General features: G+C 70.2%; 16 protein-coding genes. 10 read left to right on the forward strand and 6 right to left on the reverse strand.

The features are described from left to right. Positions 1–59 precede the first annotated feature (59 nt). The 5 genes from KBW95_RS11970 to KBW95_RS11990 all read left to right on the forward strand — a co-directional run bounded on the left by KBW95_RS11970 (position 60) and on the right by KBW95_RS11990 (position 6,338). Positions 60–1,568: a PLP-dependent aminotransferase family protein gene (locus tag KBW95_RS11970; protein WP_211528340.1), complete on the forward strand. Its 1,509-nt coding sequence runs from the start codon at positions 60–62 to the stop codon at positions 1,566–1,568. A 14-nt stretch (positions 1,569–1,582) separates the two neighbouring features. Continuing rightward, positions 1,583–2,155 carry a DNA-3-methyladenine glycosylase I gene (locus KBW95_RS11975; RefSeq protein WP_211528341.1) on the forward strand — a complete coding sequence of 191 codons (573 nt, stop codon included), beginning with the start codon at positions 1,583–1,585 and terminating at the stop codon, positions 2,153–2,155. Then, positions 2,155–3,798, forward strand: a complete 1,644-nt coding sequence (mnmC, locus tag KBW95_RS11980; RefSeq protein ID WP_211528342.1) for an FAD-dependent 5-carboxymethylaminomethyl-2-thiouridine(34) oxidoreductase MnmC — start codon at positions 2,155–2,157, stop codon at positions 3,796–3,798. Before KBW95_RS11975 ends, mnmC begins: the two co-directional genes overlap by 1 nt. Positions 3,799–3,900: 102 nt before the next feature. Beyond that, a complete protein-coding gene (locus KBW95_RS11985; protein ID WP_211526952.1) occupies positions 3,901–4,605 on the forward strand; it encodes a sensor histidine kinase KdpD in 705 nt (234 codons plus the stop codon). Continuing rightward, on the forward strand, positions 4,602–6,338 hold the full coding sequence (locus KBW95_RS11990; protein ID WP_211526953.1) for a tetratricopeptide repeat-containing response regulator: 1,737 nt from the start codon (positions 4,602–4,604) through the stop codon (positions 6,336–6,338). Before KBW95_RS11985 ends, KBW95_RS11990 begins: the two co-directional genes overlap by 4 nt. Here KBW95_RS11990 and KBW95_RS11995 read toward each other — a convergent pair. Further along, complete coding sequence (locus KBW95_RS11995; protein WP_211526954.1) at positions 6,335–9,580, reverse strand: patatin-like phospholipase family protein; 3,246 nt, start codon at positions 9,578–9,580, stop codon at positions 6,335–6,337. The genes KBW95_RS11990 and KBW95_RS11995 overlap by 4 nt on opposite strands. A 168-nt stretch (positions 9,581–9,748) precedes the next feature. Further along, a complete protein-coding gene (locus tag KBW95_RS12000) occupies positions 9,749–10,411 on the reverse strand; it encodes a PhaM family polyhydroxyalkanoate granule multifunctional regulatory protein (protein ID WP_211526955.1) in 663 nt (220 codons plus the stop codon). A 125-nt stretch (positions 10,412–10,536) separates the two neighbouring features. Between KBW95_RS12000 and KBW95_RS12005 the strand changes: the two genes are divergently transcribed. Together KBW95_RS12005 and KBW95_RS12010 are read left to right on the forward strand one after the other, a co-directional pair. After that, positions 10,537–11,625, forward strand: a complete 1,089-nt coding sequence (locus tag KBW95_RS12005; RefSeq protein WP_211526956.1) for a DUF3108 domain-containing protein — start codon at positions 10,537–10,539, stop codon at positions 11,623–11,625. 7 nt (positions 11,626–11,632) lie between these two features. Next, entirely contained in the window at positions 11,633–12,385 is a 753-nt protein-coding gene (locus KBW95_RS12010; protein ID WP_229429703.1) for a DUF3108 domain-containing protein, read from the forward strand. A 2-nt stretch (positions 12,386–12,387) separates the two neighbouring features. Here KBW95_RS12010 and KBW95_RS12015 read toward each other — a convergent pair whose 3' ends face one another. From KBW95_RS12015 to KBW95_RS12030, 4 genes are read right to left on the reverse strand one after another with little or no spacing between them, the layout of a single operon-like run. After that, a complete protein-coding gene (locus KBW95_RS12015) occupies positions 12,388–14,385 on the reverse strand; it encodes a prolyl oligopeptidase family serine peptidase (RefSeq protein ID WP_211528343.1) in 1,998 nt (665 codons plus the stop codon). Positions 14,386–14,396: 11 nt separating this feature from the next. After that, positions 14,397–16,226 (reverse strand): hypothetical protein, encoded by a 1,830-nt coding sequence (locus KBW95_RS12020; protein ID WP_211528344.1) that lies wholly within the window; start codon positions 16,224–16,226, stop codon positions 14,397–14,399. 9 nt (positions 16,227–16,235) lie between these two features. Continuing rightward, positions 16,236–17,153, reverse strand: a complete 918-nt coding sequence (locus KBW95_RS12025) for an ABC transporter ATP-binding protein (RefSeq protein WP_211528345.1) — start codon at positions 17,151–17,153, stop codon at positions 16,236–16,238. A 9-nt stretch (positions 17,154–17,162) separates the two neighbouring features. Continuing rightward, positions 17,163–17,573, reverse strand: coding sequence for a GntR family transcriptional regulator (locus KBW95_RS12030; RefSeq protein ID WP_211528346.1), 411 nt, complete (start codon positions 17,571–17,573; stop codon positions 17,163–17,165). A 244-nt stretch (positions 17,574–17,817) separates the two neighbouring features. On the opposite strand from KBW95_RS12030, the gene KBW95_RS12035 reads away from it, so the two are divergent. The 3 genes from KBW95_RS12035 to KBW95_RS12045 are packed head-to-tail and all read left to right on the forward strand — an operon-like array spanning position 17,818 to position 22,743. After that, complete coding sequence (locus KBW95_RS12035) at positions 17,818–19,191, forward strand: hypothetical protein (RefSeq protein ID WP_211528347.1); 1,374 nt, start codon at positions 17,818–17,820, stop codon at positions 19,189–19,191. After that, entirely contained in the window at positions 19,184–19,912 is a 729-nt protein-coding gene (locus KBW95_RS12040) for a hypothetical protein (protein WP_211528348.1), read from the forward strand. Before KBW95_RS12035 ends, KBW95_RS12040 begins: the two co-directional genes overlap by 8 nt. A gap of 8 nt (positions 19,913–19,920) precedes the next feature. Then, positions 19,921–22,743 carry an ATP-binding protein gene (locus KBW95_RS12045; protein ID WP_211528349.1) on the forward strand — a complete coding sequence of 941 codons (2,823 nt, stop codon included), beginning with the start codon at positions 19,921–19,923 and terminating at the stop codon, positions 22,741–22,743. Positions 22,744–22,768 lie beyond the last annotated feature (25 nt).

A 22,768-nucleotide genomic window follows, 5' to 3' on the forward strand; every position in this document is an offset into this window, starting at 1 on the left:
TGGCTTGCTCAAAGTGCCAATTCCAGCGAAGATGGGCGTACCAATCTTCTGCGCATAGCATGCATATCCACGACCTCATCGCCAGCGCGCCGCTCGACCGTGGCGGCGCGGTTCCGCTGTTTCGCCAGCTGTACAGCCGGCTCAAGGACGCCATCCTGCGCGGCGCCCTGGCGCCGGGCGCCCGCCTGCCGGCCACGCGCGACCTGTGCCGCCTGCTGGGCGTGTCGCGCCAGACCGTGCTGGCCGCCTACGAGCAGCTGACTGCCGAGGGCTACCTGCGCGGAGGCGTGGGGCAGGGGACGTTCGTGGACGCAGCATTGCCGCTCGCGCGCCAGGAGAAGCCGGCGCCGGGCCTGCTGCGGCCGCTGCCCGAACGCGGCGCCGCGATCGCGGCGGCGATGGCGCGGGTGCGCAGCCACGACGGCCCGGTGCGCGCCTTCCGCCCCAGCATGCCGGGGCTGGACCTGTTTCCCTTCGACGTCTGGCGCAAGCTCGAGATGCGCCAGCTGCGCCGCCCCGGCCCGCACCTGGGCTACAGCGAGCCCTCCGGCCACGCTCCCTTGCGCGAGCTGCTGTGCGCCTACCTGCGCGCGTCGCGCGGCGTCGAGTGCACGCCTGGCCAGGTCGTGATCACCTCCGGCTCGCAGCAAGCCCTGTTCCTGCTGGCGCAGCTGCTGCTGGCGCCGGGCGACGGCGTGTGGGTGGAGTCGCCCGGCTACCAGGGCGCGTACGCGCCGCTGGCGGTGGCCGGCGCGCGCCTGTGCACGGTGCCGGTGACCGCGGAAGGCATGGACGTGGCCTACGCGGCGCAGCATTATCCGGACGCGCGCATGGTGTTCGCGACGCCTTCGCACCAGCTGCCCCTCGGCACGACCATGAGCCTGGCGCGCCGCCTCGACCTGCTGCGCTGGGCCACGGATAACAAGGCCTGGATCATCGAGGACGACTACGACAGCGAATACCGCTACACCGGGCCGCCGCTGGCATCGCTCCAGGGCCTGGACCGCGCCGGCTGCGTGGTTTATGTAGGCACCTTCTCGAAGGTGCTGTTCCCCGGCCTGCGCCTCGGCTACGTGGTTGCGCCACCGGCGCTGGCGGAACCGCTGGCGCGCGCCAAGGCGGTGGTGGACCGCCACAGCGCCATCGTGCCGCAGGCGGTGCTGGCCGACTTCATCGCCGAAGGCCATTTCGCGCGCCATATCCGGCGCACGCGCGACGCCTATGGCGAGCGCCGCGAAACCCTGCTCGACGCGCTCGAAGACCGCCTTGGCGACAGGCTGCGCTGCGGGCCGTCCGACGCGGGCCTCGACGTCTGCGCGCACTTCAAGCCCGGCCGCGACGGCCGGCTGCCCGACGAAGCGCGGGTCGCGCAGGCGGCGCTGGCCGCGGGCATCGAACTGCGGCCACTGGATTACTACGCCAACGGCGCCGCAGGGCCGGAATGCGCGGTGACGCCCGGCCTGGTGCTGGGATTTTCCGCGGTCGGGCCGGCCGACATCCGGCGTGGCGTCGATGAGCTGGCGCAGGTGTTCCGGGCCGAGGAAGCGGCCAGCTCCAAAGCCGCCTGATTTATACTTCCGCGATGACCACGATCCGCTGCTCCTGGGCCAATCCGGCCAATCCGCGCTACCTCGCCTACCACGACCGCGAGTGGGGTGTGCCCTGCCACGACGAGACCACGCTGTTCGAGATGCTCAACCTCGAGGGCGCGCAGGCCGGCCTGTCGTGGGAGACCATCCTGAACAAGCGCGACAGCTACCGCGCGGCCTTCGACGGCTGGGACGCGGGCAAGATCGCGGCCTACGGCGAGGACAAGGTGGCCGAGCTGCTGGCCAACCCCGGCATCGTGCGCAACCGCCTCAAGGTGGCGGCGGCGATCAGCAATGCCAGGGCCTACCTGGCGATGCGCGAGCAGGGCCACACGCTCGACAGCTACCTGTGGGGCTTCGTCGGCGGCCAGCCGATCGTCAACGACTTCGCCGACGGCCAGCGTCCCGCACGCACCGAACTGTCGGACCGCATTTCGAAAGACCTGGGCAAGCGCGGCTTCAAGTTCGTCGGCTCGACCATCATCTACGCCTACATGCAGGGCATCGGCATGGTGGACGACCACGATCCGCGCTGCTTCTGCAGGACCAATCGGAACAAGCGCTGATGCACGACCACTGGCGCGGCCGCGAGCGCTATACCGTTTTCGACTCCGACTATGGCGACGGCGCCGCCGTGCGCGCGCTGTTCGATGCATGGCGCGCCGATCCCCAGCGCCCGGCCAGGCTGCACGTGGTGGCGCTGGCCGATGGACTGATGCCGGGCTTTCATCGCATACCGCAGGACGAAGCGGGCCTGAGCCTGGACTTGCTGGCGGCGCCGCTGGATGCGGCCCTGGCCCAGCTGTCGGCGAGCCTGGATGCCATCCGCCTGCACCGCGTCAGCGCGCCCGGCGCCGCCTTCGCGCGTCCGCTGGCGCGCCTCGCCGCGCTCGGCGCGCGCCTTGCGACGTCCGGCCTGGATGAGGAGCAGCGGCGCGCGCTCCAGCAGCAGGGCTTCGTGTTCGACGGCGACCAGGCCGTGTTCGCGAGCCGCAAGCCGCGCCTGCCGGCAACGCCCACGCCCGAGCGCCGCGCGCTGGTGATCGGCGCCGGGCTGGCGGGGTCGAGCGCCGCCTGGCGCCTGTGCGCGCGCGGCTGGCAGGTGACGCTGCTGGAGCGCCATCCGCGCCCGGCGATGGAAGCCTCGGGCAACCTGGCCGGCATCTTCATGCCGCTGCTCTCGCGCGACGACAACATCCCCACGCGCCTGACCCGCGCCGCCTACCTGTACGCGCTGCGCCAGTGGGAACAGCTGGGCGGCGTCGGCCGCGCGATCGAAGGCCAGGCCTGCGGCGTGCTGCAGCTGGCGCGCGATCCCGGGCACGCGGCCGTGTCGCGCGCGCTCGCGGCCGAAGGGACGCTGCCGCCCGCATTCGCGCGCTGGCTGGAACCCGGACCGGCCGAAGCCCTGCTCGGACTGCCGGCGCCGGATGGCGGCTGGCTGTTCCCGCAGGGCGGGTGGGCAAGGCCGGGCAGCGTCTGCGAGACCATGCTGGCCGCCTGCGGCGCGGGTTTGCAACAGCGTTTCGGCGTGGGCAGCGTCAGTCTGGAACGCGCCGGCGAGGAATGGATCGCGCGCAGGAAGGACGGTGCGGAGCTGGGCCGGGCGCCCACGGTGGTGCTGGCCAACGGCGCCGGCGCGCTCCAGCTGCCGCAGGCGGCCGCGCTGCCGATCTCCCTGCTGCGCGGGCAGGTGAGCCACCTCGACGCCGGCCAGGCGCCGGCGCTGCCGCTGGTGCTGTGCCGCGAGGCCTACCTGACGCCCGCCGCGAACGGCATCGTCTGCGCGGGCGCGACCTACGATCTCGACAGCGACCCGCAGCTGCGCGCAGCCAGCCACGAAGAGAACCTGGCGCGCATGCGCGCCCTGGTGTCCGACCCGCAGGCGGCGCTGGATGCGCCGCTCCTGGGCCGCGTCGGCTTCCGCTGCGTGGCGCCGGACCGCCTGCCGCTGGTCGGCCGGCTGCCGGATTTCGCCTCCGCCGGCAGCACCGAGCGCCTGCGCGACGTGCCGCGCCACCCCGGCCTGCATGCGCTGCTGGGCTATGCCTCGCGCGGCCTGATCTGGGCGCCGCTGGCGGCCGAATTGCTCGCCGCCCAGCTGGAAGGCGAGCCGCTGCCGCTCGAGATGAACCTGGTCGACGCGCTCGATCCGGCGCGCTTCGTGCTGCGCGCCCGCCGCAGCAGCCGTGTACCCCTTATCGACTGATCAATATTCTGTTGCTTTGTCGCAATAGAAAACTCCGTCTAGGAAATTGTCAACTTTACGCAGGTATAATTTACTGCTGGTAACTTTTCTCGGGCTGCAGGGATGGAAGAAACACAACATTCAAACGAGCTGTTCATGTTTCTCGCGTCCACCGCGCACGACATGAAGAATTCGATCAGTGTCCTGTCCGGCACGCTCGAACGCCTGCTCGACGCGGCCTCGCCCGATACCGAAAAGGCCTACCCGCAAATGGCGCAGATGCTGTACCAGACGCGCCGCCTGAACGACAACCTGATGCAGCTGCTGGCCTTGTACAAGCGGGTCGGCAAGCCGGAATATCCCTTCGACGTGCAGCCGCTCGAGGTCGGCCAGCTGGTCGAGCAGGTGGTGGCGCTGGAGCGCGTGCTGCTGGAATCGCGCGGCATCGCGCTCGAACTCGACGTCGATCCCGAGCTGATCTGGCACTTCGACGAGGACCTGATCGTCGGCGTGGTCTCGCACGCCATCAACAACGCCGTGCACTACACGCGCGACCGCATCCGCCTGGCGCTGCGCGAGGTCGACGGCATGCTCGAGATCCGCGTCGAGGACAATGGCGCCGGTTTCCCCAAGGCGCTGCTGGACGCCGGCGGCGCGCCCGCCAGCGATGCCAGCGGCGTGAACTTCCTGACCAACAGCGCCGGCCTGGGCCTGTACTTCTCCGGCGAGGTGGCGAAGATGCACCGCCACCGCGAGCGCCACGGCCGCGTCGCCCTCGAGAACGGCGGCCGGCTTGGCGGCGGCTGCTTCATCCTGACCCTGCCATGAGCGCCATTCTCACTTCCTCCGCGGCGGCCCCCGTCATGGACCAGGTCGACTGGGCCGCCAAGAACTACCTCGTGGTCGACGACTTCGTCGGCGTGCGCCAGCTGCTGCGCGAGAGCCTGCGCAGCCTGGGCGCCCGGAACATCGACCAGGCTTCCAGCGGCGGCGAGGCCATGGGCCTGCTGAACAAGCTGCGCTACGACGTGGTGCTGTGCGACTACAACCTGGGCGAGGGCAAGAACGGCCAGCAGGTGCTGGAGGAAGTCCGCATCCGCAACCTGCTGCTGCCCTCGAGCGTGTTCCTGATGGTCTCGGCCGAGAAGAGCGTCGAGTCGGTGATGGGCGCGGCCGAGCACCAGCCGGACGCCTACCTGGTCAAGCCGATCACCGAAGGCGTGCTGCTCACGCGCCTGAACCGCGTGTGGCGCAAGAAGCAGGTGTTCCGCCTGATCGACCAGGCCTATGCCGAGAAGGACTATTTGCGCGCCGCGCGCCTGTGCGACGAGCAGATCGCCGCCAGCCGCGTGCACGAGATCGAACTGCTGCGCATGAAGGCGCGCCTGATGGAAAAGAGCGGCGAGCCGGGCAAGGCGCGCGAAGCCTACGAGCGCGTGCTGGCCCAGCGCGAGTACCAGTGGGCGCGCGCCGGCCTGGCCAAGATCCGCCTGGCGGACGGCGAATTCGAGCAGGCGCGCCAGATGTTCCAGACCGTGATCGCCGAGAACCGCTACTACATCGACGCCTACGACCAGCTGGCCGCCTGCTACAAGGGCCTGGGCATGCACGAGGAAGCGGCCGCGATCCTGGAACGCGCGGCCAAGCTGTCGCCGAATTCAGTGCCGCGCCAGCGCAAGCTGGGCCAGGCCTGCCTGCGCCTGGGGAACGTGCCGCTGGCCGAGAAGGCCTTCCGCAAGTGCATCGCGATCGGGGAGTACTCGATCCTCAAGACCCCGGACGCCTACCTGGGCCTGGCCCGCGTCTGCGGCCTGAAGAACGACCCGAAAGAGGCGCTGCAGCTGCTGCTCGCGGCCCAGCGCGAGTTCGGCGCCGACCAGGAAGACCTGCAGCTGCGCGCCAAGATCACCGAGGGCCTGGTCTACCACGAGAGCGGCGACTACCGCCGCGCGCGCAAGGCCGGCGACGAGCTGGAAGAGCTGTTGCAGAACAATCCGGCCCGGCCCGACACCGCCACCTGCCTGGAGATGGCGACCCTGCTGTTCGCGGTCGGCGTCAAGGACGCGCCGGTCGAGCTGCTGTGCTACGTGGTGCGCAACAACCACGACAACACCACGCTGCTGGACGAAGTGCAGCAGATCTTTGAAAAAGCGCGCATGGGCGAGGAGGGCGAGGCCCTGGTGCGCGGTGCGCGCAAGGAAGCGGTCGACCTGATGAACCAGGGCGTGCTGCTGTGGAAGACCGGCAAGCTGCCGGAAGCGGTGGAATGGATGCGCAATGCGCGCAAGGCGCTGCCGAACAATGTACGCATCCTGTTCAACGCGGTGCAGATCCTGATCTCGCACATGCAGCAGCGCGGCTACGATCCCGACCTCGACGCCGAGGCGCACGACATCCTGGAGCGGGTCGACTACCTGCAGCCGGGACAGCAGCGCTTCGCGCAGCTGATGGAGCAGCTCACGCAGCTGCTGCCCAAGCCGGCGGAACCCGAGGCGCCCGCTGCGCAAGACAGCGCCGCGGCGCCGGCTGCGGAAGAAAGCGCAAGCGAAGCGCCGGCCTAGCGGCAGGACTCGCGCACCCGGCCCGCGTGCACGCCGGCGCCGCGGGCTTCCACACCCGCCCCGTGCCGGCGCAGCAGCTGCGCGCACAAGACCTCGATATCGTGGCTGCCGTCGCCGCGCCGTGCCGCATGCGCCGCGTCGCGCAGCGCGCAATCCGCCACGTGCTCCCCGAGCGCGCGGTAGCTCTCGAACTGGGCGTCGTCGAACCACTGGTCCGCCGTGCTCTGGTGCGGATAGTCCGGATGCAGGCGCCGGTAGTTGAGCAGGTCGGCGTTCTCGTTGCCGACGATGGCGGGCTTGATGTACAGGAGCACGCCATCCACCCCGCCGCAGTCGGCCTGGCCGTAGCGGATCACGCCCGCCGCGCAGCTGGCGCCGCACAAGCCGCTGTCCTTCCTCAGGTCGAGGCGCGAGACGTCGAGGTCGATGCGCACGTGCAGGTCGGTGGCGCAGCGGCGGATCGTGTTGCCCAGGTCCTCGAAGGCCAGCTCGCGGTCGCTCGCCACGTCGACCGCCACCACCAGGCGGCAGCGGCGCCGCACCAGTTCGTAGATGCCGAGGTTGTCGAAGTGGCCGCCGTCGGACAGGTGGACGTAGCGGGCGTTGGTGTTGGTCATCCCGAACAGCTCGGCCAGGAGGCTGAACAGGCCGATCGGCGGCGAAGAGCTGGTCCAGGTGGAGCGGCGCGGGTTCGGGCACCAGCGCCCGAGCCGCACATTGAACATCGTCATCAGGAAGTTCAGCGGCGGCGAGGAATGCGCACCCATGTTGGGACTGGCCGCGGCGCCCGACAGCGCCACCGCCATCCCGAGCCGCACGCCGGCGTCGTCGTCCGTGCCCACGCCGGAACGCGAGGCGTACTGGCTGGTGGGACGGTAGCAGCCGCGCGCGGCTTCGCCATGTTGCGCCTGGGCGCCGTCCGGCAGCGGCGGCAGTTCGAAGCCGCACCAGCGCGGCGTGAATGCGAACGAGGCCGCGCGCCGGGTGCGCCAGGCCAGTTCCTCGCCGCTCACCAGGCTGAGCGAGGTGTTGATGATGGGGTAGGGCCGCTGGGTCCTCAGCTCCGCCAGCAGCAGGTCGTCGCCGGGATCGAAGCCGGTGAAGGGATGCGGGCGGCGCGCGCGGTTGCTGGCGCCGAAGTAGGCGCGCACCACGCGGTTGCGGTACAACATGTAGAGCGAGAACTTGTTGATGTCGACCCGCCAGCCGAGCAGCAGGGCGGCGCCGAGGAAGGCGGCGAAGGCCAGGGCCAGGGTGTCGCCGCCGGTCGCCAGGGTGGCGCGCGCGTGGGCGGCGTATACGCACGCCAGTTGGGCATGCGGGCAATCCACGCTGGGGTAGGCCACCACGGCCTGCACCAGGGCGCTCAGCAGGGCGAAGATCCCGACCGTGAACACATAGGGCGCCAGGCGCGCCGCCAGCTCCAGGCGCGAGGGTCCCAGGGCGCGCATGCCGGTACTGGTTCCAGTCCATGAGCCGCTGCCGGCCTTCAGGCCGAAGGCCGTCATCGCCAGCCAGCCGAGCAGGGTGCCGAAGTTGGACCAGGGCTCGTAGGTCAGCCAGGCCCAGTGCAGCAGCGGGGCGAAGAAGAAGCTGACGCCGAAGGCCGCCAGCCAGGTGAGCGCGAAGATCGTGGTCCAGGCGCCCTGGCGGCTCCACCATTCGCGGCTGGCGTCGCTGTACAGGCGGCCGATCAGGCCGATCATCAGGGTCGTGGTGCCCGCGAACAGGGCCATCATCAGCGGCATGCCGAAGCTGGTCAGGGCGATGGCGTTGTTCAGTACCGGATGGGTGGCCGGTTCGGGCAGCAGGGCGAGGCCGCCGAGCAGCAGCAGGGTGCCGAGGGTGAGGGCGCCCATCGCGCACAGGAAGTGCGACAGGCCTTCGCCCAGCTCGGCGCGGGTGAGGTCGCGCAGCGGCCGCTCGCTGCCCAGGCCCGCGTCCAGCGCCAGCCCGGCCGCCGCCAGCGGCAGCAGGGTCGCCAGGCCCCACAGCGCCTGCACCAGCGGCTCCAGCGCGGCGCCGGAGAACAGCGGCACCCCGGGCGCGAAGCTGCGCCCCGCCTCCAGCAGCAGCAGCGCCACCACGCAGGCGCCCGCCGCGCACAGCGTGTAGCCGGCGCGCCGGTAGGCGCTGGCGCGGTCGTGCGCCAGGTACCAGCCGCAGGCCCAGACGATGAAGTAGACCAGGCCCGGCGCCAGCAGCCATCCCCAGCGCTCGCGCAGGGCCGCGGGCAGCATGCCGTGCCAGGCGTGCAGCTCGCCGCCGTGCGGCCACAGGCCCACGCTGCCGAGGAAGCCGGCCAGCAGCAGCGGCAGGTTGATGCACCACAGGACCGCGCCCTGCGACAGGGGGAAGCGGCGCAGCCCGCGCGAGCTTTCGGGCTTGCTGGAGATCGACAGCGCGATGCAGAACACCGCGCCCAGGAACAGCAGCACCGCGAGGATCCAGGCGACATCGGCCAGGTGCGCCCACGGCCCTTCCGGCGCGACCACGCGGTGCACCGCCCAGACGCAGGCGCGCGGCAGCAGCAGCAGGGCGCACAGCCAGGCCACCAGCATGGCCAGGTTGAGGCCCGTATTGCGCACATAGGTGCCGATCAGGGTCCAGGTGTCGGCGCTGAACATGCCGCCGCGCGGCGACAGGTAATTGCTGTACTGGCGCAGGAAGCGCACCGCCGGCGCCTCGGCGCTGCCGGCGCTGGGGGCCAGCATGGCCTCGACCGCGGCCATGTCGCCCGCATGCGCATGGATGCAGCGCGACAGCCAGCCGCCGATGAAGCCGCCCCCCGAAACCGTGGACAGGTAGTCGACCCGGCGCAGCAGCTGGCGGGCGGCCAGGGCCTGCAGCACCCCCAGGCCGAAAGTGGCGCTGCGCACCCCGCCGCCGGACAGGGCCAGCCCCACCAGCTGGCTCCCGTGGGCGCGGCCCAGCAGCTGGCTGGTATCGGGCGGGCAGGGAGAAGACGAGGCTTGCCGGGCGCCCGGACGGAGCAGATCGAGTTCGTCTTCGAAAACCTGGCCGAACACGGCGCCGGCGCAGCCGTCGAGGCAGCGCAGGGTGGCGGCGTCGAGTCCGTCCCCGGGCAGCAGGCCGTGGCGCCGGCGCAGGCGCGCGATGGCGTCGCCCAGCTCGGCCAGCGACGCCGCCTCGGCGGGAGGACGGCAGCCGGCCGCGTCGAGCTTGCGGCGCAAGTCGGCCACCTGGGCCGGTGTGAGGCTGGAAAAATCAGCGGGTTTCATGCGCGCTCCGGCAAGATCCTGCTGAAAAGCCGGGCTGCGATGGAGGAGGCGCGGCGGGGCGCGGCCGGGCGCAGCAGGGCGGACCGGTCCGCCCGGATAGTTCAGCACGGCTGGCGCGCGGGCGCCACCGTTCAGGTCAAGCGAGGGATCGGGCGCGCATGCGCCGGCTCAAGGCTTGTCGGCCTTATTGCGTGCAGAGCGTGCGCCCCGGCCCGGTGCGGAATCGCCGTTGGGCGCGCCATCGGCGCCTGCGCCGCTTCCATTGCCGGATTGCGGCGCGCCGCCCGAGACGTCGAGCGGCGAGCCGCCTTCCTTGCCGGCGCCGCCATCGGCGGGCATGGCGCTCGCCACGGCTTGGCGGAATTGGTCTTGGAGCAAGTTCCACCACGCGACCGCTGCCGGCATGGCCGCGCCCGGGGGCTGTTCTTGCTGGGGCGCTTGCGCTTGTTGCTGCGGTGGCGGTGCGGAAGGGGCGGGGGCAGCCTGCGCCGCCTGGCTGAAGAACTGGGCGAAAGGCGCCATCGTGTCGCCATTGCCGGCCTTGCCCATGGCCTGGGCCATGCTTTCGCTCATCGACTTCAGGGTGGCGAGGGTGCCGCGCTGTACCTCCAGCGCCTGGATCGTGCCGCGAAGCATGCCGATATTCAGGTTCAGCCAGGATTCGACCGCCCTCAGGTCGGCGATCTTCTTGTCCAGCTCATCGGTCGACAGGGTGCTGCCCGACATGCCCGGCACGGTCACGCCGGGGATGTTCATGCTGCCCCAGAGATTCTTGACGAATTCCAGCGTATCGGTCATTCCGGCCACGTTGGGCATGGGAGGCTTGAGCATGGTGGTCTCCGTAGGTTGGTCTGCCTAGCGTAGCAGATAACTAACAGTCCGGCCACGGCCGGCGTCTCGTCCCACCGTGCACGCCAGCGGAAGCGGGGGCGCCTCCGGCACGCTACACTAGCGGCATGAGTTCTTCGTTCTTCCGCCAACGGCGCCGGGCCCTGGTGCTCGGCACCCTGGTCGTGCTGCTGCACTGGATGGCCTTGCGCCTGCTGGAAGTGCACCTGGACCCGTCGCGCCAGTTCGCCGCCGGCAGCGGCGGCCCGACTTCCATGCTGGCCCAGCTGCTGCCTTCGGCGCCGTCCGCCGCGCCGCCCGCACCCGCGCCGCCGCCCGTTCCGAAACTGGCCCCGCCGCCCTTGCCGGAGATCCCTCCGCTGCCGGCCGAACTCGGCATGCCCGCGCCGCAAGCGGGCGACACCCCGGACACGCCGCCGGCGCCCGCCGAGGCGGCTCCCGCACGAGAGACCGCTCCGGCGCCGGCCGCAGCGCCGCCAGCAGGCACACCGGCGCCGGCGCCAGGCCCCGAGCCGCGGCGCTACGCGGTCGACATGCCGCCGTCCAGCGATATCCGGCTCGACGTCGCGCGCGTGGATGCCGACGGCACCCGCTGGTCGGGCGAAGCCGTGCTGTCGTGGCAGCTCGGCCAGGAGGCCTACCGCATCAATATCGAAGCCGGGATCCGCGTGGTGTTCGCGCGCGTGAACCTGGTGGTGCTCACCAGCGAGGGCAGGCTGGGCGCGGCCGGCTTCATGCCGGTCAGGATGACGGAAAAGCGGCGCGGGCGCTCCCTCACTGCCACCCACTTCGACTGGGAAGGGAACAAGATCAGCTTTTCGGCGTCCCAGGCGACCTATCCGCTGGCGCCGGGCGCCCAGGACAAGGCCAGCATTCCGCTGCAGCTGGCGGCGATCGCGCGCGGCGACCCCAAACAGCTCGATGGCGACATCGATATCCTGGTGGGGGAGGACCGCGACGCCAGCGTGTTCCGCTTCCAGGTGGCGGGGCAGGAAGAGATCGACACCAGGCTGGGCCGCCTGCAGACCTGGCGCCTGACCCGTCCCCCCAAACCGGGCTCGTACAAGTCGCGCCTGGATATCTGGCTGGCGCCGGCCCACGGCTGGCTGCCCGTACAAATTCGCAATACTGAAGCGAGCGGTGCGGTGACGACGCAAACCGTGAATAATATCGTTTCGCACCGACCAGGAACCTGATATGCACATGCACACGATTCGACGCGCCACCGCCATGCTGTTGCTGGCGTCCAGCCTCGGCGCCGGCGCCCAGGATGCGGCGCCTTCCCATCCGGCGCTCAAGCGTCCGTTCGAGCTGCCGCCCTCGGCCGACCTGAGCTACGACCTGAGCGCGCGCCAGCGCGGCTTCTCGCTCAAGGGCGATGCCTTGATCACCTGGCGCGCGGGCGGCGGCAAATACAGCGTGAAGGCCGAGTCGCGCGTGCCGGTGCTGGGCACCATCACCGAGGACCGCAGCGAAGGCACGGTCGACGCCTTCGGGCTGGCGCCGGGCGAGTTCTGGGAAAAGCGCCTGCGCAAGGACCCGACCACCACCACCTTCGAGCGCGACAGCAAGACCTTGCGCTTCTCGGAAAGCCAGAAGACCTATGCGCTCAAGGGCGGCGAGCAGGACCGCGTGTCGGTCACCTGGCAGCTGGCCGCCGTGGCGCGCGCCGCCGGCGACAAGTTCAAGCCCGGTACCTCCTGGCCCTTCTTCGTGGCCGGCCGCCGCGATGCCGAGACCTGGACCTTCAAGGTGGTCAGGCGCGAGAAGCTGCGCACCGGCCTGGGCGAACTGGAGACGGTCATGCTGACGCGCGAGCCGCTCGACGACGGCCGCGACCAGACCCTGTCGGTCTGGCTGGCGCCGGCGCGCGACTGGTATCCGGTCAAGCTGCGCTTCACCGAAGGCGAGAAGGAAAACATCGAGCAGACCATCCGCGCCATCGACAAGCGCTGACGCTATTTCAACGCTCCGTCCGCGCGCATGGTGCTGGCCAGGTAGCGCGCCACGGCCTGTTCCGGAGCCGCCGGCGCCGGTCCGCCCAGGTAGCGGTGCAGCATGGCCAGCAGCAGGTGCAGCTGGGCCTTGCGCGCCACCGGGTTGCGCGCGTGGTGGCCTTCGTCCGGATCGACCAGCAGGCTGACCGGCTTGCCCAGGCCCTGCAGGCGCGCCACGTAATCCACCACCGCTTCGATCTCGATCAGTTCGTCCTTGCCGCCGGCGATCAGCGCCAGCGGCGCGCCCAGCTTGCCGGCATGGGTCAATGGGGCGTCGCGCCGGATCGGCGCCATCTGCGCCGCATTGGCCGGATCGATGCCGAGCTCGCGCAGCTTGGGCGCGAAGGGCGTCTCGCCCGGCTTCGCGGGCGCGGCGGCCGTCAGCTGCAGGGTGCGGGCGAAATCCGGCGTCGCCTGGCCCGCCATCCCGAAGCGGAACATGCCGGGGGTGTGGGTCAGCGCCAGCAGGGTCGCATAGCCGCCGAAAGACGCACCCATGATGCCCTGGCGCCTGGGGTCGCCGACGCCCTGGGCCAGCAGCCATTGCACGCCTTCGATGATGTCGGCCTGGGCGCGGCCGTTGCCGAAGCTCGCGCCCGGCGCCAGCATGTACTTTTCCCCATAGCCGGTCGAGGCGCGGAAGTTCGGCTGGAACACCGCGTAGCCGCGGTTGGCGAGCAGCTGCGCCAGAGCGCTGTAGTCGGCGCCGACATGGTTCCACGGCCCGCCATGGACAACGGTCAGCATCGGCAGCGAGCGGGCGGGCAATCCGGCGGGCAGGCTCAGGTAGCCGTGCACCAGGGCGCCGTCCGAGGCGCGGTATTGAATGGCGATCTTGTCCACCAGCTGGCGTTCCGGCAGCGGCCGGGCGCGCTGGCGCACGTCCTCGAGGACGGCGCGCAGCTTGCCCCCTTCGATGTCGTACAGCCAGTAGCGCGCCTGGCTCAGGCGCGCGCCGCGCTCGGCCACCAGGCAGGCGGACGGCGCGCAGGATTCCACCGTCACGCCGCCCGCAGGAAAGCGCCGGGCGATGCCGGCCGCGATGCGCCGTCCGGCGGCGTCCAGGCCGGCGATGCGGCGGTAGGGCAGTTCGTACTCGGCCAGCAAGGGCTGCCCATCGGGACCGGGAATGACGCCGGCCAGGTCGGCGATGCCGTCCGGGTCCTGGTGCAGGGTGCGGCGCGCGCCCGTGGCCAGCGTGAGTTCGACCAGCGCTTCGCGGTCGCCGGCGTGGGGCGTGAGCAGCAGCAGGCGCTGGCCATCCGGCGTCAGGGCCGCCAGGCGGCAGGGGCGGAAAGGCAGGCAGCGCGCCGCTTCGCGCCATCCGCCGGCGTGGCGTTGCAGGATGCGCTGATGAAAGCCGGCGCCGGTGGTGCGCAGCACGGCCGGCTGCCCGTCCGCGCCCAGCAGGAAGTCGCCGACCGGCTCGGCGCCGCTGTACAGCACCTGGCGCGTGCCATCCAGGCCGATGCGCACCAGGCGCTGCGACTTGCCGCGCTCGATGAGCAGGGCGTGCCGGGGCCGGACCGGGTCGGGGCCGGCGAAGCTGATCTCCTCGGGCTTGTCGAACACCGCGATGCGGCTGCTGGCGCCGCTGCGCGGATCGACCGCCGCCACGCCGCCGGACTGGGCGACGAACAGGATGCCGCTGTCCGGCGACCATTGCACGCGCGCCTGCCCGTCCAGCGCCAGCAGGCGGCTGGTGGCGCCGCTGGCCAGGTCCAGCACGCGCAGCTCGGCGCTGCCGCGGTCCGTTTCGATATACGTGAGCTGCCTGCCGTCCGGGGACAGGCGCACCTGGCGCAGGCGCTCTTCCTGCTCGAAGGCGGATTCGGCGAGTTGCGGCGCGCGCGGCAGCGCCGCATTGCGCGCCAGGAGGTCCTGCAAGTTCCCGGCTTGGGTGCAGGGGATGGCCAGGAATGTGGCGAGGCACAGGCCGACGTGGGGAGGTAGTCGCATGCGGCCTCCTGTCAGGCGGCGGCCGCCGCGAAGGCGCGCGGCGCCTCGGCGGTGACCATGCGTGGGCGGCGCGGCTGCAGCACCCATTGGCAAGCCAGGCAGGCCGGCCCCAGGACCAAGGCGGCGGCGGTCCAGGCCAGCCGGCGCCCGCGGCCCTGGCCGGACCCCAGCCACCAGGCGCAGGCGGCCGACAGCAGGGCGGCCAGCAGCGCGGCGCCGAGGACAGTGGCCGGGCGGCCGGGCGCCTGCGGGCCGGGGGCGTCCGGGATCGTCCCCGTGCCGAGCAGGCGCTCGGGCAGCGCCAGCACGGCCTGGGTCAGCGGCGACAGCCACCAGGCCTTGTGCTCGAACAGCGCGTGGAAGTCGTGCGCCAGCGGGCGCGTGGCCAGCGCCTGGGCGCGTCCCGACGCATCCACGAACACCAGGTGCTGGGCCGAGCCGGTCATGCCGTTGCTCATGCGGCGTCCATAGTTGAACGAGAGCAGGGTGCCGTCGAGCAGGCGGGCGATATCGACCCGGTGCAGGTCGCTGAAGGGACCGGGCAAGTCGACGCTGTACAGCTGTTCCAGCGGCGCGAGCGGATCGATCGGCTGGCGGTAGGCGATCAGGCGCTGGTTGGTCAGTGCGAACTGCAGCATGCCGACCGGCGCGGCGGGACCGGACAGGACTTCCTGGCCGGCCAGCTGGATCAGGGGATGGGCGCGTCCCGACTCCTTGTCGTGCACCAGCAGGGCCTGGCGGGTCAGGATGGTTTTGTCCGCCAGCACCGGCACCGATGCGAACGGCCGGCGGTCGCCCATGCCGCCCACGCCATACCAGCCGCGCGGCGCGTCGGTATAGGTGTCGCGTCCTTCGAACAGCATGCGGTCGTGGCTGAAGCTCCAGATGATGCCGCGCTCCGGGTCGGCCCATTGCAGGGTTTCCAGGTTGGATGCGTCGTGGCGCCTTGGGTGGGCGTCGAGGGCGGGCGACACGGCGCCGACGTCGGTCAGCGCCACCTGGCGGCGCCAGTGCGCGGCGCGCGGATCGGTGGCGGCGGCCAGCCCACGGGCGATGGCGGTGCGGCCATCGGCGCGCGCCAGCTCGGTGTAGCCGCCGCCCGGCGGCTGCGGACGATTGAGGGGATGCTCGCCCACCAGCATCTGGCCGTACTGGAAGACGAGCGAGCCGCCCCACAGCAGGACGAAATAAAAGCCCAGCTGCAGCGGCAGCGCGGCCGACAGCTGGCCGGCCAGCGTGGCCGGAGGCGCGCTGCGGTCGGGCTTGAAGGCGCTGTAGGCGAGCGCGGTGAACAGCGCCACGCAAGCCAGCGCAGGCGCCAGCAGCTGCGCCATCGGCGCCAGGTGGGCCATCAGCAGGGCCGGGACCACCAGCACCACCCAGGCGCTGCGCCGTCCGCACAGCATCAGGTAGGTGCCCGCCAGCCAGCCGGTCAGCGCGACCAGCACCAGGTAGATCACACCCAGGTAGTGGCGCGCATCCACCGTGCGTCCGGTGAGCTGGTCGGTGCCGGCCATGGCCAGCAGCACCGGCAGGCCGATGGCGGCCGCTACCAGGACCAGGGCGGCCAGCGCCAGGGCGGCGAAGATGCGGCCGCGCGGCAGCGGGCGGTGCAGCAGCCACACCCAGCGGCTGGGCTGGCGGTAGGTGCCGAACTGGTAGGCGGCGAAGGCGAAGGCGCCCACGAAATACAGGATCGGGAACAGCAGCTGCTCGCGCCAGCGCAGCAGCAGCGGTTCGGTCATGCGCGAGGCCAGCAGCAGGAGCAGCAGGTGGGCGCCGGCGGCGATGAGGGCGGCGCTGCGGAAGCGGCGGCACTCGCTCAGGAACAGTTCTTTCATGCGGGCCTCTCAGGCGGCTGCGGACAGGGAAGGGGAACCGGCATGGCCTCGCGCGAGGAAGCCATTCACGGCGCGGTCGAGGCTGACCGCCATGCGCTGGGCGCTGCGCGCGCCCATCAGGCGCAGGCGGGCGCCGAAGTCATCGCCCTGGTCGAACACGACCAGGTGGGTCAGGCCCTCGATGACGCGCAGTTCGAGCACGCCGGGCAGGTGGGCGGCCTCCGGCTGGCGGAACGGGAAGTCGGCGATCCACAGGGCGACCTTGTCGCAGAACTCGTCCGGCGGAGACATGTGGCGCAGGACGCCGCGTTCCAGGATGACGAGGTTGTCGGCGACGCGCTCGATCTCGTCCATCTGGTGCGAGCAGTAGACCACGGTCGCGCCGTCGTCCAGGCTGGTCTGGAGCAGGGCGTCCAGGACGGCGCGCTTGGCCACCACGTCCAGGCCGAGCGTGGGCTCGTCGAGGATCAGCAGTTCCGGCCCCTGCGCCAGCGCCAGCGCCAGGCTGACTCCGGCGCGCTCGCCGCGCGACAGCTCGGCGATCTTCTGGCGCTCGGCCACATTGAAGTTGGCCAGCACCTGGCGGTAGCGCTCCTCGCTCCACTGGGGGTAGAGGCGGCGCTGCATGCCGGCCAGCTCGGCCACCCGCATCCAGCCCGGCAGGGTGTGCTCTTCGTTGACGAAGCCGATGCGGGCGCGCATGGCCGGGGTGAGGGCGCGGCAATCGCTGCCGAGCACCTGGGCGCTGCCGGCGTCGAAGGCGGCAAAGCCCAGCAGCACCCGGAACAGGGTGGACTTGCCGGCGCCGTTGGCGCCGACGATGGCGTGCACGCCGCCGCGCGGCAGCCGCAGGCTCAGGTGGTCGAGGGCCAGCTTGCCCTTGTAGGACAGGCACAGGCCTTCGGTATGGATCACGTAATCGTTCATCGCGGCTCCTCAGGCGACCTGGCGCGGCAGGCAGTCGGCCAGCTCGGCCGCGACACGGTCCAGCACCTCGGGGCCGCTGTAGCCGAGGCCGATCACATCCGCGGTGAAGCGGCCGACGGCGTCGTCCAGGCGGCGCGCGCGCTCGGCGTCGGACAGCAGCTGGCGCGGCGGCAGCACGAACAGGCCGAGGCCGGCGCGCGACTCGACCCAGCCCTCGGCCGCCAGCTCGCCGTAGGCCTTGGCCACCGTGTTCGGGTTGATCGACAGCTGCTGGGCCAGGCCGCGCACGCTGGGCAGGACGGCGCCGACGGGCAGTTCGCCGGTGGCGATCAGGCGCCGCACGCCGTCGACGATCTGGCGGTTGATCGGGCGGGCATCGCCGGTGGCGATGCTTAACATCAATGGGGTGCGGCGGCTCATGGCCTCTCCTATCTGTACTATTACGGGTAGTACAGTAGCACCCGCTTGCCAGGCAGTCAATACATCCTGCATGTCCCGGTGAAGCTTGCCATCATTGAAATGTTGTCAACGTGTTTTCCTGTGTCATTCCTGCCATTGACAGGCTTCCAAAGCCTGCCAAACTGCAAATTGCCTGGGCTTAACTGTTATACTGACGCCCCCGCGGAGCAGGTCTGGCCGCGCAAGAAGACTGGTATTCCACACGATGATCGACCACCTTGGCGGCGCGGTTCTGGCCGCAGACTCCTTTACGACAGCGCAGGAAGACGATCCGCTGCAGGCCCACTTCCATGAAGGCGTGGCCCCCGACGAGATCGAGCAGGTGTTCCACCTCAAGCGCGCACAGCCGATGCTGTCGGCGTTCACGGCGCTGTTCCACGGCACCCAGGACGGCGTCATGGTGCGCCTGCTGGTGCTGCGCGAGTTGGCCGGGGATACCGCCAGCTCGGCCTTCTCGCGCGCGGACATCAACCAGAAGCTGGCCTACCTGATCCCGGAAAGCCTGGAGACGGTGCTGAACCGCCTGCGCACCCACGGCTTGCTGGCCTGGGACGCCCCGGCGGCCGTGTACCGCATCACGCCGCTGGCGCGCAACGTGCTGTCCGCCCTCGATACGCTGCTGGCCCTGGGCAAGCCCGAGGACGACGACGCCGAGATGGGCTTCCTGCTGTCGCAGGTGGCCGGCGCCCAGGCCGTGGGCGGCGTCACGGTGGACCAGCTCAAGCACCTGCTGGGCCGCCTGGTGGAACTGACCGAGGAGTTCCGCGACGCGATCGCTTCCGGTTCCGAATTCCGCCTGCGCACCTCGCAGGCCAAGTGGCACATGGCCTGCGACTGGGTGGAGAAGGGCTCGGCCATCCTGCGCGCCATCACCACCGACGAGCGCGCCGACTCCGCCACCCATAAAGCGGCCCAGGCCATCGGCCGCGCCCAGTCGGCGCTGCTGAACATGCAGGGCATGTTCTCGCGCGCCCTGAACCAGATCGAGCGCCAGCGCGTGCACCTGGGCCAGTCCGGCCTGTCGACCACCGACGTCAAGCGCTGGCTGCTGGCCCACGAGGACCTGGCCAGCCTGGCCGAAGGCGCGATCGACCGCCCGGTGGTGCCGCTGTTCACCACCCCGGCCGAGATGATCGACGTGGCCGAGACCGAGCTGCTGGCTGAGCGCGTCACCTCGACCGGTCCGAAAGGCCTGCCGAGCGGCCAGGATGCGCCGACCACGATCAACGACAACCCGGCCGGTCAGCTGGAGCTGAACGACTGGATCAACAAGCTGGCCGACTTCGCCAACCTGGGCAACTTCCCCGAGTTTTCCGAGAGCGGCCCGAAGAAAGTCCAGCTGCACGAGTCGCTGCTGCCGGCCAGTTTCGCCGTGGCGTCCTACCGCGCTTCGCTGCTGCCGCTGCTGGGCGACGCCGCCGAGGCCAGCCTGCAGGGCCCAACCGCCGAACTGGCGCGCCTGCCGCTGAACTTCGAACCGGTGGACGAGATGATCCCGCTGGATGACCCGGAAGTGGCCGCCATGTCGGTCGCCACCCTCTCCTTGAATTCTTCCGAAAGCAGTACGCCCAATGAATGACGATGCACAAATCCTGATCGCGCGCCTGCTGACGCACCAGACCCTGCGCCGCGACGACAAGATGGTCAAGCGCGCCCTGTCGGACGAGCAGTTCCGCATCGAGGTCGACAAGCGCCTGCTGGAATCGGGCCTGAAGCTGCTCGACAACGTCTACGCCGACCACGTGACCATCGCCCTGCACCGCAACGTGGAGCCGAAGATCTTCGGCGCCAAGGACATCTGGCAGAACAACAACTTCGGCCTGACTCGCGACGGCGTGGCCCTGCTGGTCGTGCTGTGGGCGCAGATCATCCTCCCGAAGCGCGAGCGCCAGGAAACCCACACCACGGTGGACGACGACCAGACCGACATGTTCGACAAGGAAGCGCCGATCCCGCGCGCCGAGGACACCTCGATCGGCATCTCCTACACCGCGCTGCTGTCGGACTTCGGCGACAAGCTGGGCAAGAAGACGCGCATGGACATGAACCTGGGCGTGCTGGCCAAGCTGGGCTTCATCGAGCGCCGCGGCGACGTGATCCTGGAAGGCCCGCTGCTGGACCTCCTGATGGACACCGACGTGCTCAAGGAGCGCATCATCAACGGCGCGCTGGCCGAGGTGTTCAAGCGCGCCCCGCTGGCCGCCGCCCCGCGCCGTGCGCCGGTCGACGCCGAAGCGGCCAACGATCCGGTCGTCGAGAACCCTCGGGCCGACGAAGCAGCAACCGATACCCCGAATTGAGATAGCCGATGTTCCACATTAAATCACTCGAACTGGTCCACTGGGATTACTGGCAGCGGATCAAGAACATCCCGCTGGACGCCAAGATCATCACCATCGCGGGCCAGAACGGCTCGGGCAAGACCACTTTGCTGGATGCGCTGCGCACCCTGTTCGGCCTGGACTGCTCGATGGGGCGCACCTACAAGCACTATGCGCGCCACTCGGGCCAGCAAAGCGCCTGGATCCGCGCCGTGGTCGACAACGCGCCGGTCGGCCGCCAGCTGTCGAACCGTCCGTTCCGCCATTCGGGCTTCTTCTCGGACGACGAGGTGACGCTGTTCTGCCAGGTGCAGAAGAACGGCGGCGACTGGAAGCGCCAGTACCTGATGCGCCCGGGTAACGTCGAGATCGAGGAAGTCACCGAAGCCACCGACTGGCTCGGCGTGGAAAACTATCGCAAGCGCCTGGCATCGGCCGGCCTGTCGCCGGCCATGTCGAAAGTGCTGGCGCTGGAGCAGGGCGAGACCGACAAGCTGTGCGAATACGCGCCGCGCCAGCTGCTGGACCTCGTGTTCCAGGTCTTCGGCGACAAGGAAGTGCTGGACGCCTACGACGAAGCCAAGCGCCACCAGCGCGACACCGAGACGGAACTGAAGCGCTTCGAGGCCGAGCTGGAAACCTCGCGCATCAACCTCGAGGGCCTGCGCCTGCGCGTCGCCAACTACCACCAGTGGGAAGACCTGCACAAGGAAAAGCGCGACCTGAAGGAAGAAGTGCTGCCTGCGCTGGAATACCACGAGGCGCGCGAGAAGGCCGCGAGCATGAGCCGCAACCTGCGCGAAGCGCGCAAGCCGCTCGTACAGGCCGACAGCATGCTGACCGAGAAGCGCAACCAGCTCGCGGCCCAGCAGCGCGCCCTGACCGAGGCCCAGAAGCTGGAAACCCAGCTGGAGCAGGAAGGCACGGAACTGGCGAGCCGCCTGAACCAGGTCAACGCCCGCCTCAAGCCGATGGAAAGCGTGCTGGAACAGCGCGACCGCCTGCAGAAGCTGGCGGCGGACGCCGGCGCCGACATCGCCGAAGTCGCCAAGCAGCTGGAAGAAAAGGAAGCGGAACTGGCGCGCCAGAAGGGTAAGCGCGACGCCATCTCGGCCAAGATCGCCGGCGAAATGGCGACCATCTCGGCCTTGCAGGGCAAGAGCGCCATGCCGGAGCCGGAAGCCCAGCGCCTGATGCGCCGCGCCCTGCGCGACGAAGGCATCGCCCACGCCATGCTGTCGGACATCGTCGAAGTGACCGATCCGAAGTGGCAGGGCGCCGTCGAGGGCGTGCTGGGCGGCTACGCCTCGGTGGTGCTGCTCGAGAAAGCCAAGGATGCCCCGGCGGCCTACCGCCTGGCGGAGAAGGAACGCTATCGCCACTTCATCGTGCCGGACTGCGTCGAAGCGCCGGTCGTGAAGGACGACAGCCTGCTGTCGGTGGTGAACTTCTCCAGCAAGGCGCCGGGCTGGCTGATCGACCAGCTGGCGCGCATCGAGCGCGTGGATTCGGTGGACGAGGGCTTCAAGACCCGCGCCGAGGAATGGATCACGCCGGACGCCTACCACCGCGAACGCCGCGGCGGCCGCTCGCTGTTCGTCGAGCCTTCGCGCTACCGTTTCGGCGCGGCGGGCAAGACCCAGCGCCTGGAAGCGATCCAGAAACTGCTGCCGAACCTGGAAGCGCAGGAAGACGCGCTGACCCTGGCCATCTCCAAGCTGGCCGCGGAAGTGGGTGGCCTGAAGGCGCGCCTGGCGGGCGTGGACGCGGCCAAGGAACTGACCGCGCGCCAGGCCGAGTTCGAGGAAGCCGCGCGCTCGGTGGCGCCGCTGTGCACCGAGCGCCTGGAAGTGGGCGCGCGCCTGGGCGAGCTGCAGACCCTGAGCAAGAACGCGACGGTGGCGCGCACCCGCGCCGACACCGTGTGGCAGAACGCGCGCATGGCGCTGTCGGAAGCGGAAGCGGGCATGCGCCTGAACCACCGCCGCCAGCTGGAACAGCGCACCGAGCATGCCAAGGCGCTGCTGGACATGCGCCGCAGCTGGCGCCACGTGCCGGCCAACTGGAAGAACGCCAACTGGCGCGGCGACCTGGTGGCCAAGCACCAGAACGCGCACCAGGTCAACCTGCGCCTGCAGTCGCTGGAACACGCGCTGGCGCGCGACGACTGGGAACTCGATCCGACCGTGATCGACCAGTACCAGCGCCTGAACGACCAGCTGCAGAACCGCCAGACCGAGACCGAGGAGCGCCGCTACCAGAACAACCGCGCGATCGAGGCCACGAGCAATGCGCGCGGGGCCTACATCGAGCGCTTGCGCTACACGATCAAGACCTATACCAAGAACATCAAGGAACTGGGCGAACTGGCCGGCATCGACGTGCAGGCCGACCCGGTGCGCCTGGAGAACGACGACGTCCAGCTGGCCCAGGCCGGCCTGCACGTGCGCTTCAAGTTCGACGGCAAGGACCAGATCGGCATGAACGACGGCGAGGCATCGGGCGGCCAGCAGGTGATGAAGTCGCTGGTGCTCCTGATTGGTTTGCTGAAGTCCGAGGAAGGCTCGGGCGGCTTCGTGTTCATCGACGAACCGTTCGCGCACCTGGACATCCGCAACATCCAGCTGGTGGGCGAGTTCCTGAAGAATACCGATGCGCAGTACCTGATGACCACGCCGCTGACGCACAATACGGACGTCTACGATCCTTCGGAGCTGACGCTCATTACGAGCAAGAAGAAGAAGGATGTGCAGTGGGCGCAGCCGATCTTCGTGCTGCAGCGGAGGAAAGAGGCGGCGAAGGCTGCCTGAATGAGAAGGGACCCGTGAGGGTCCC

The sequence above is a fragment of the Massilia sp. ZL223 genome (assembly GCF_018119395.1).
Lineage (GTDB): Bacteria > Pseudomonadota > Gammaproteobacteria > Burkholderiales > Burkholderiaceae_D > Telluria.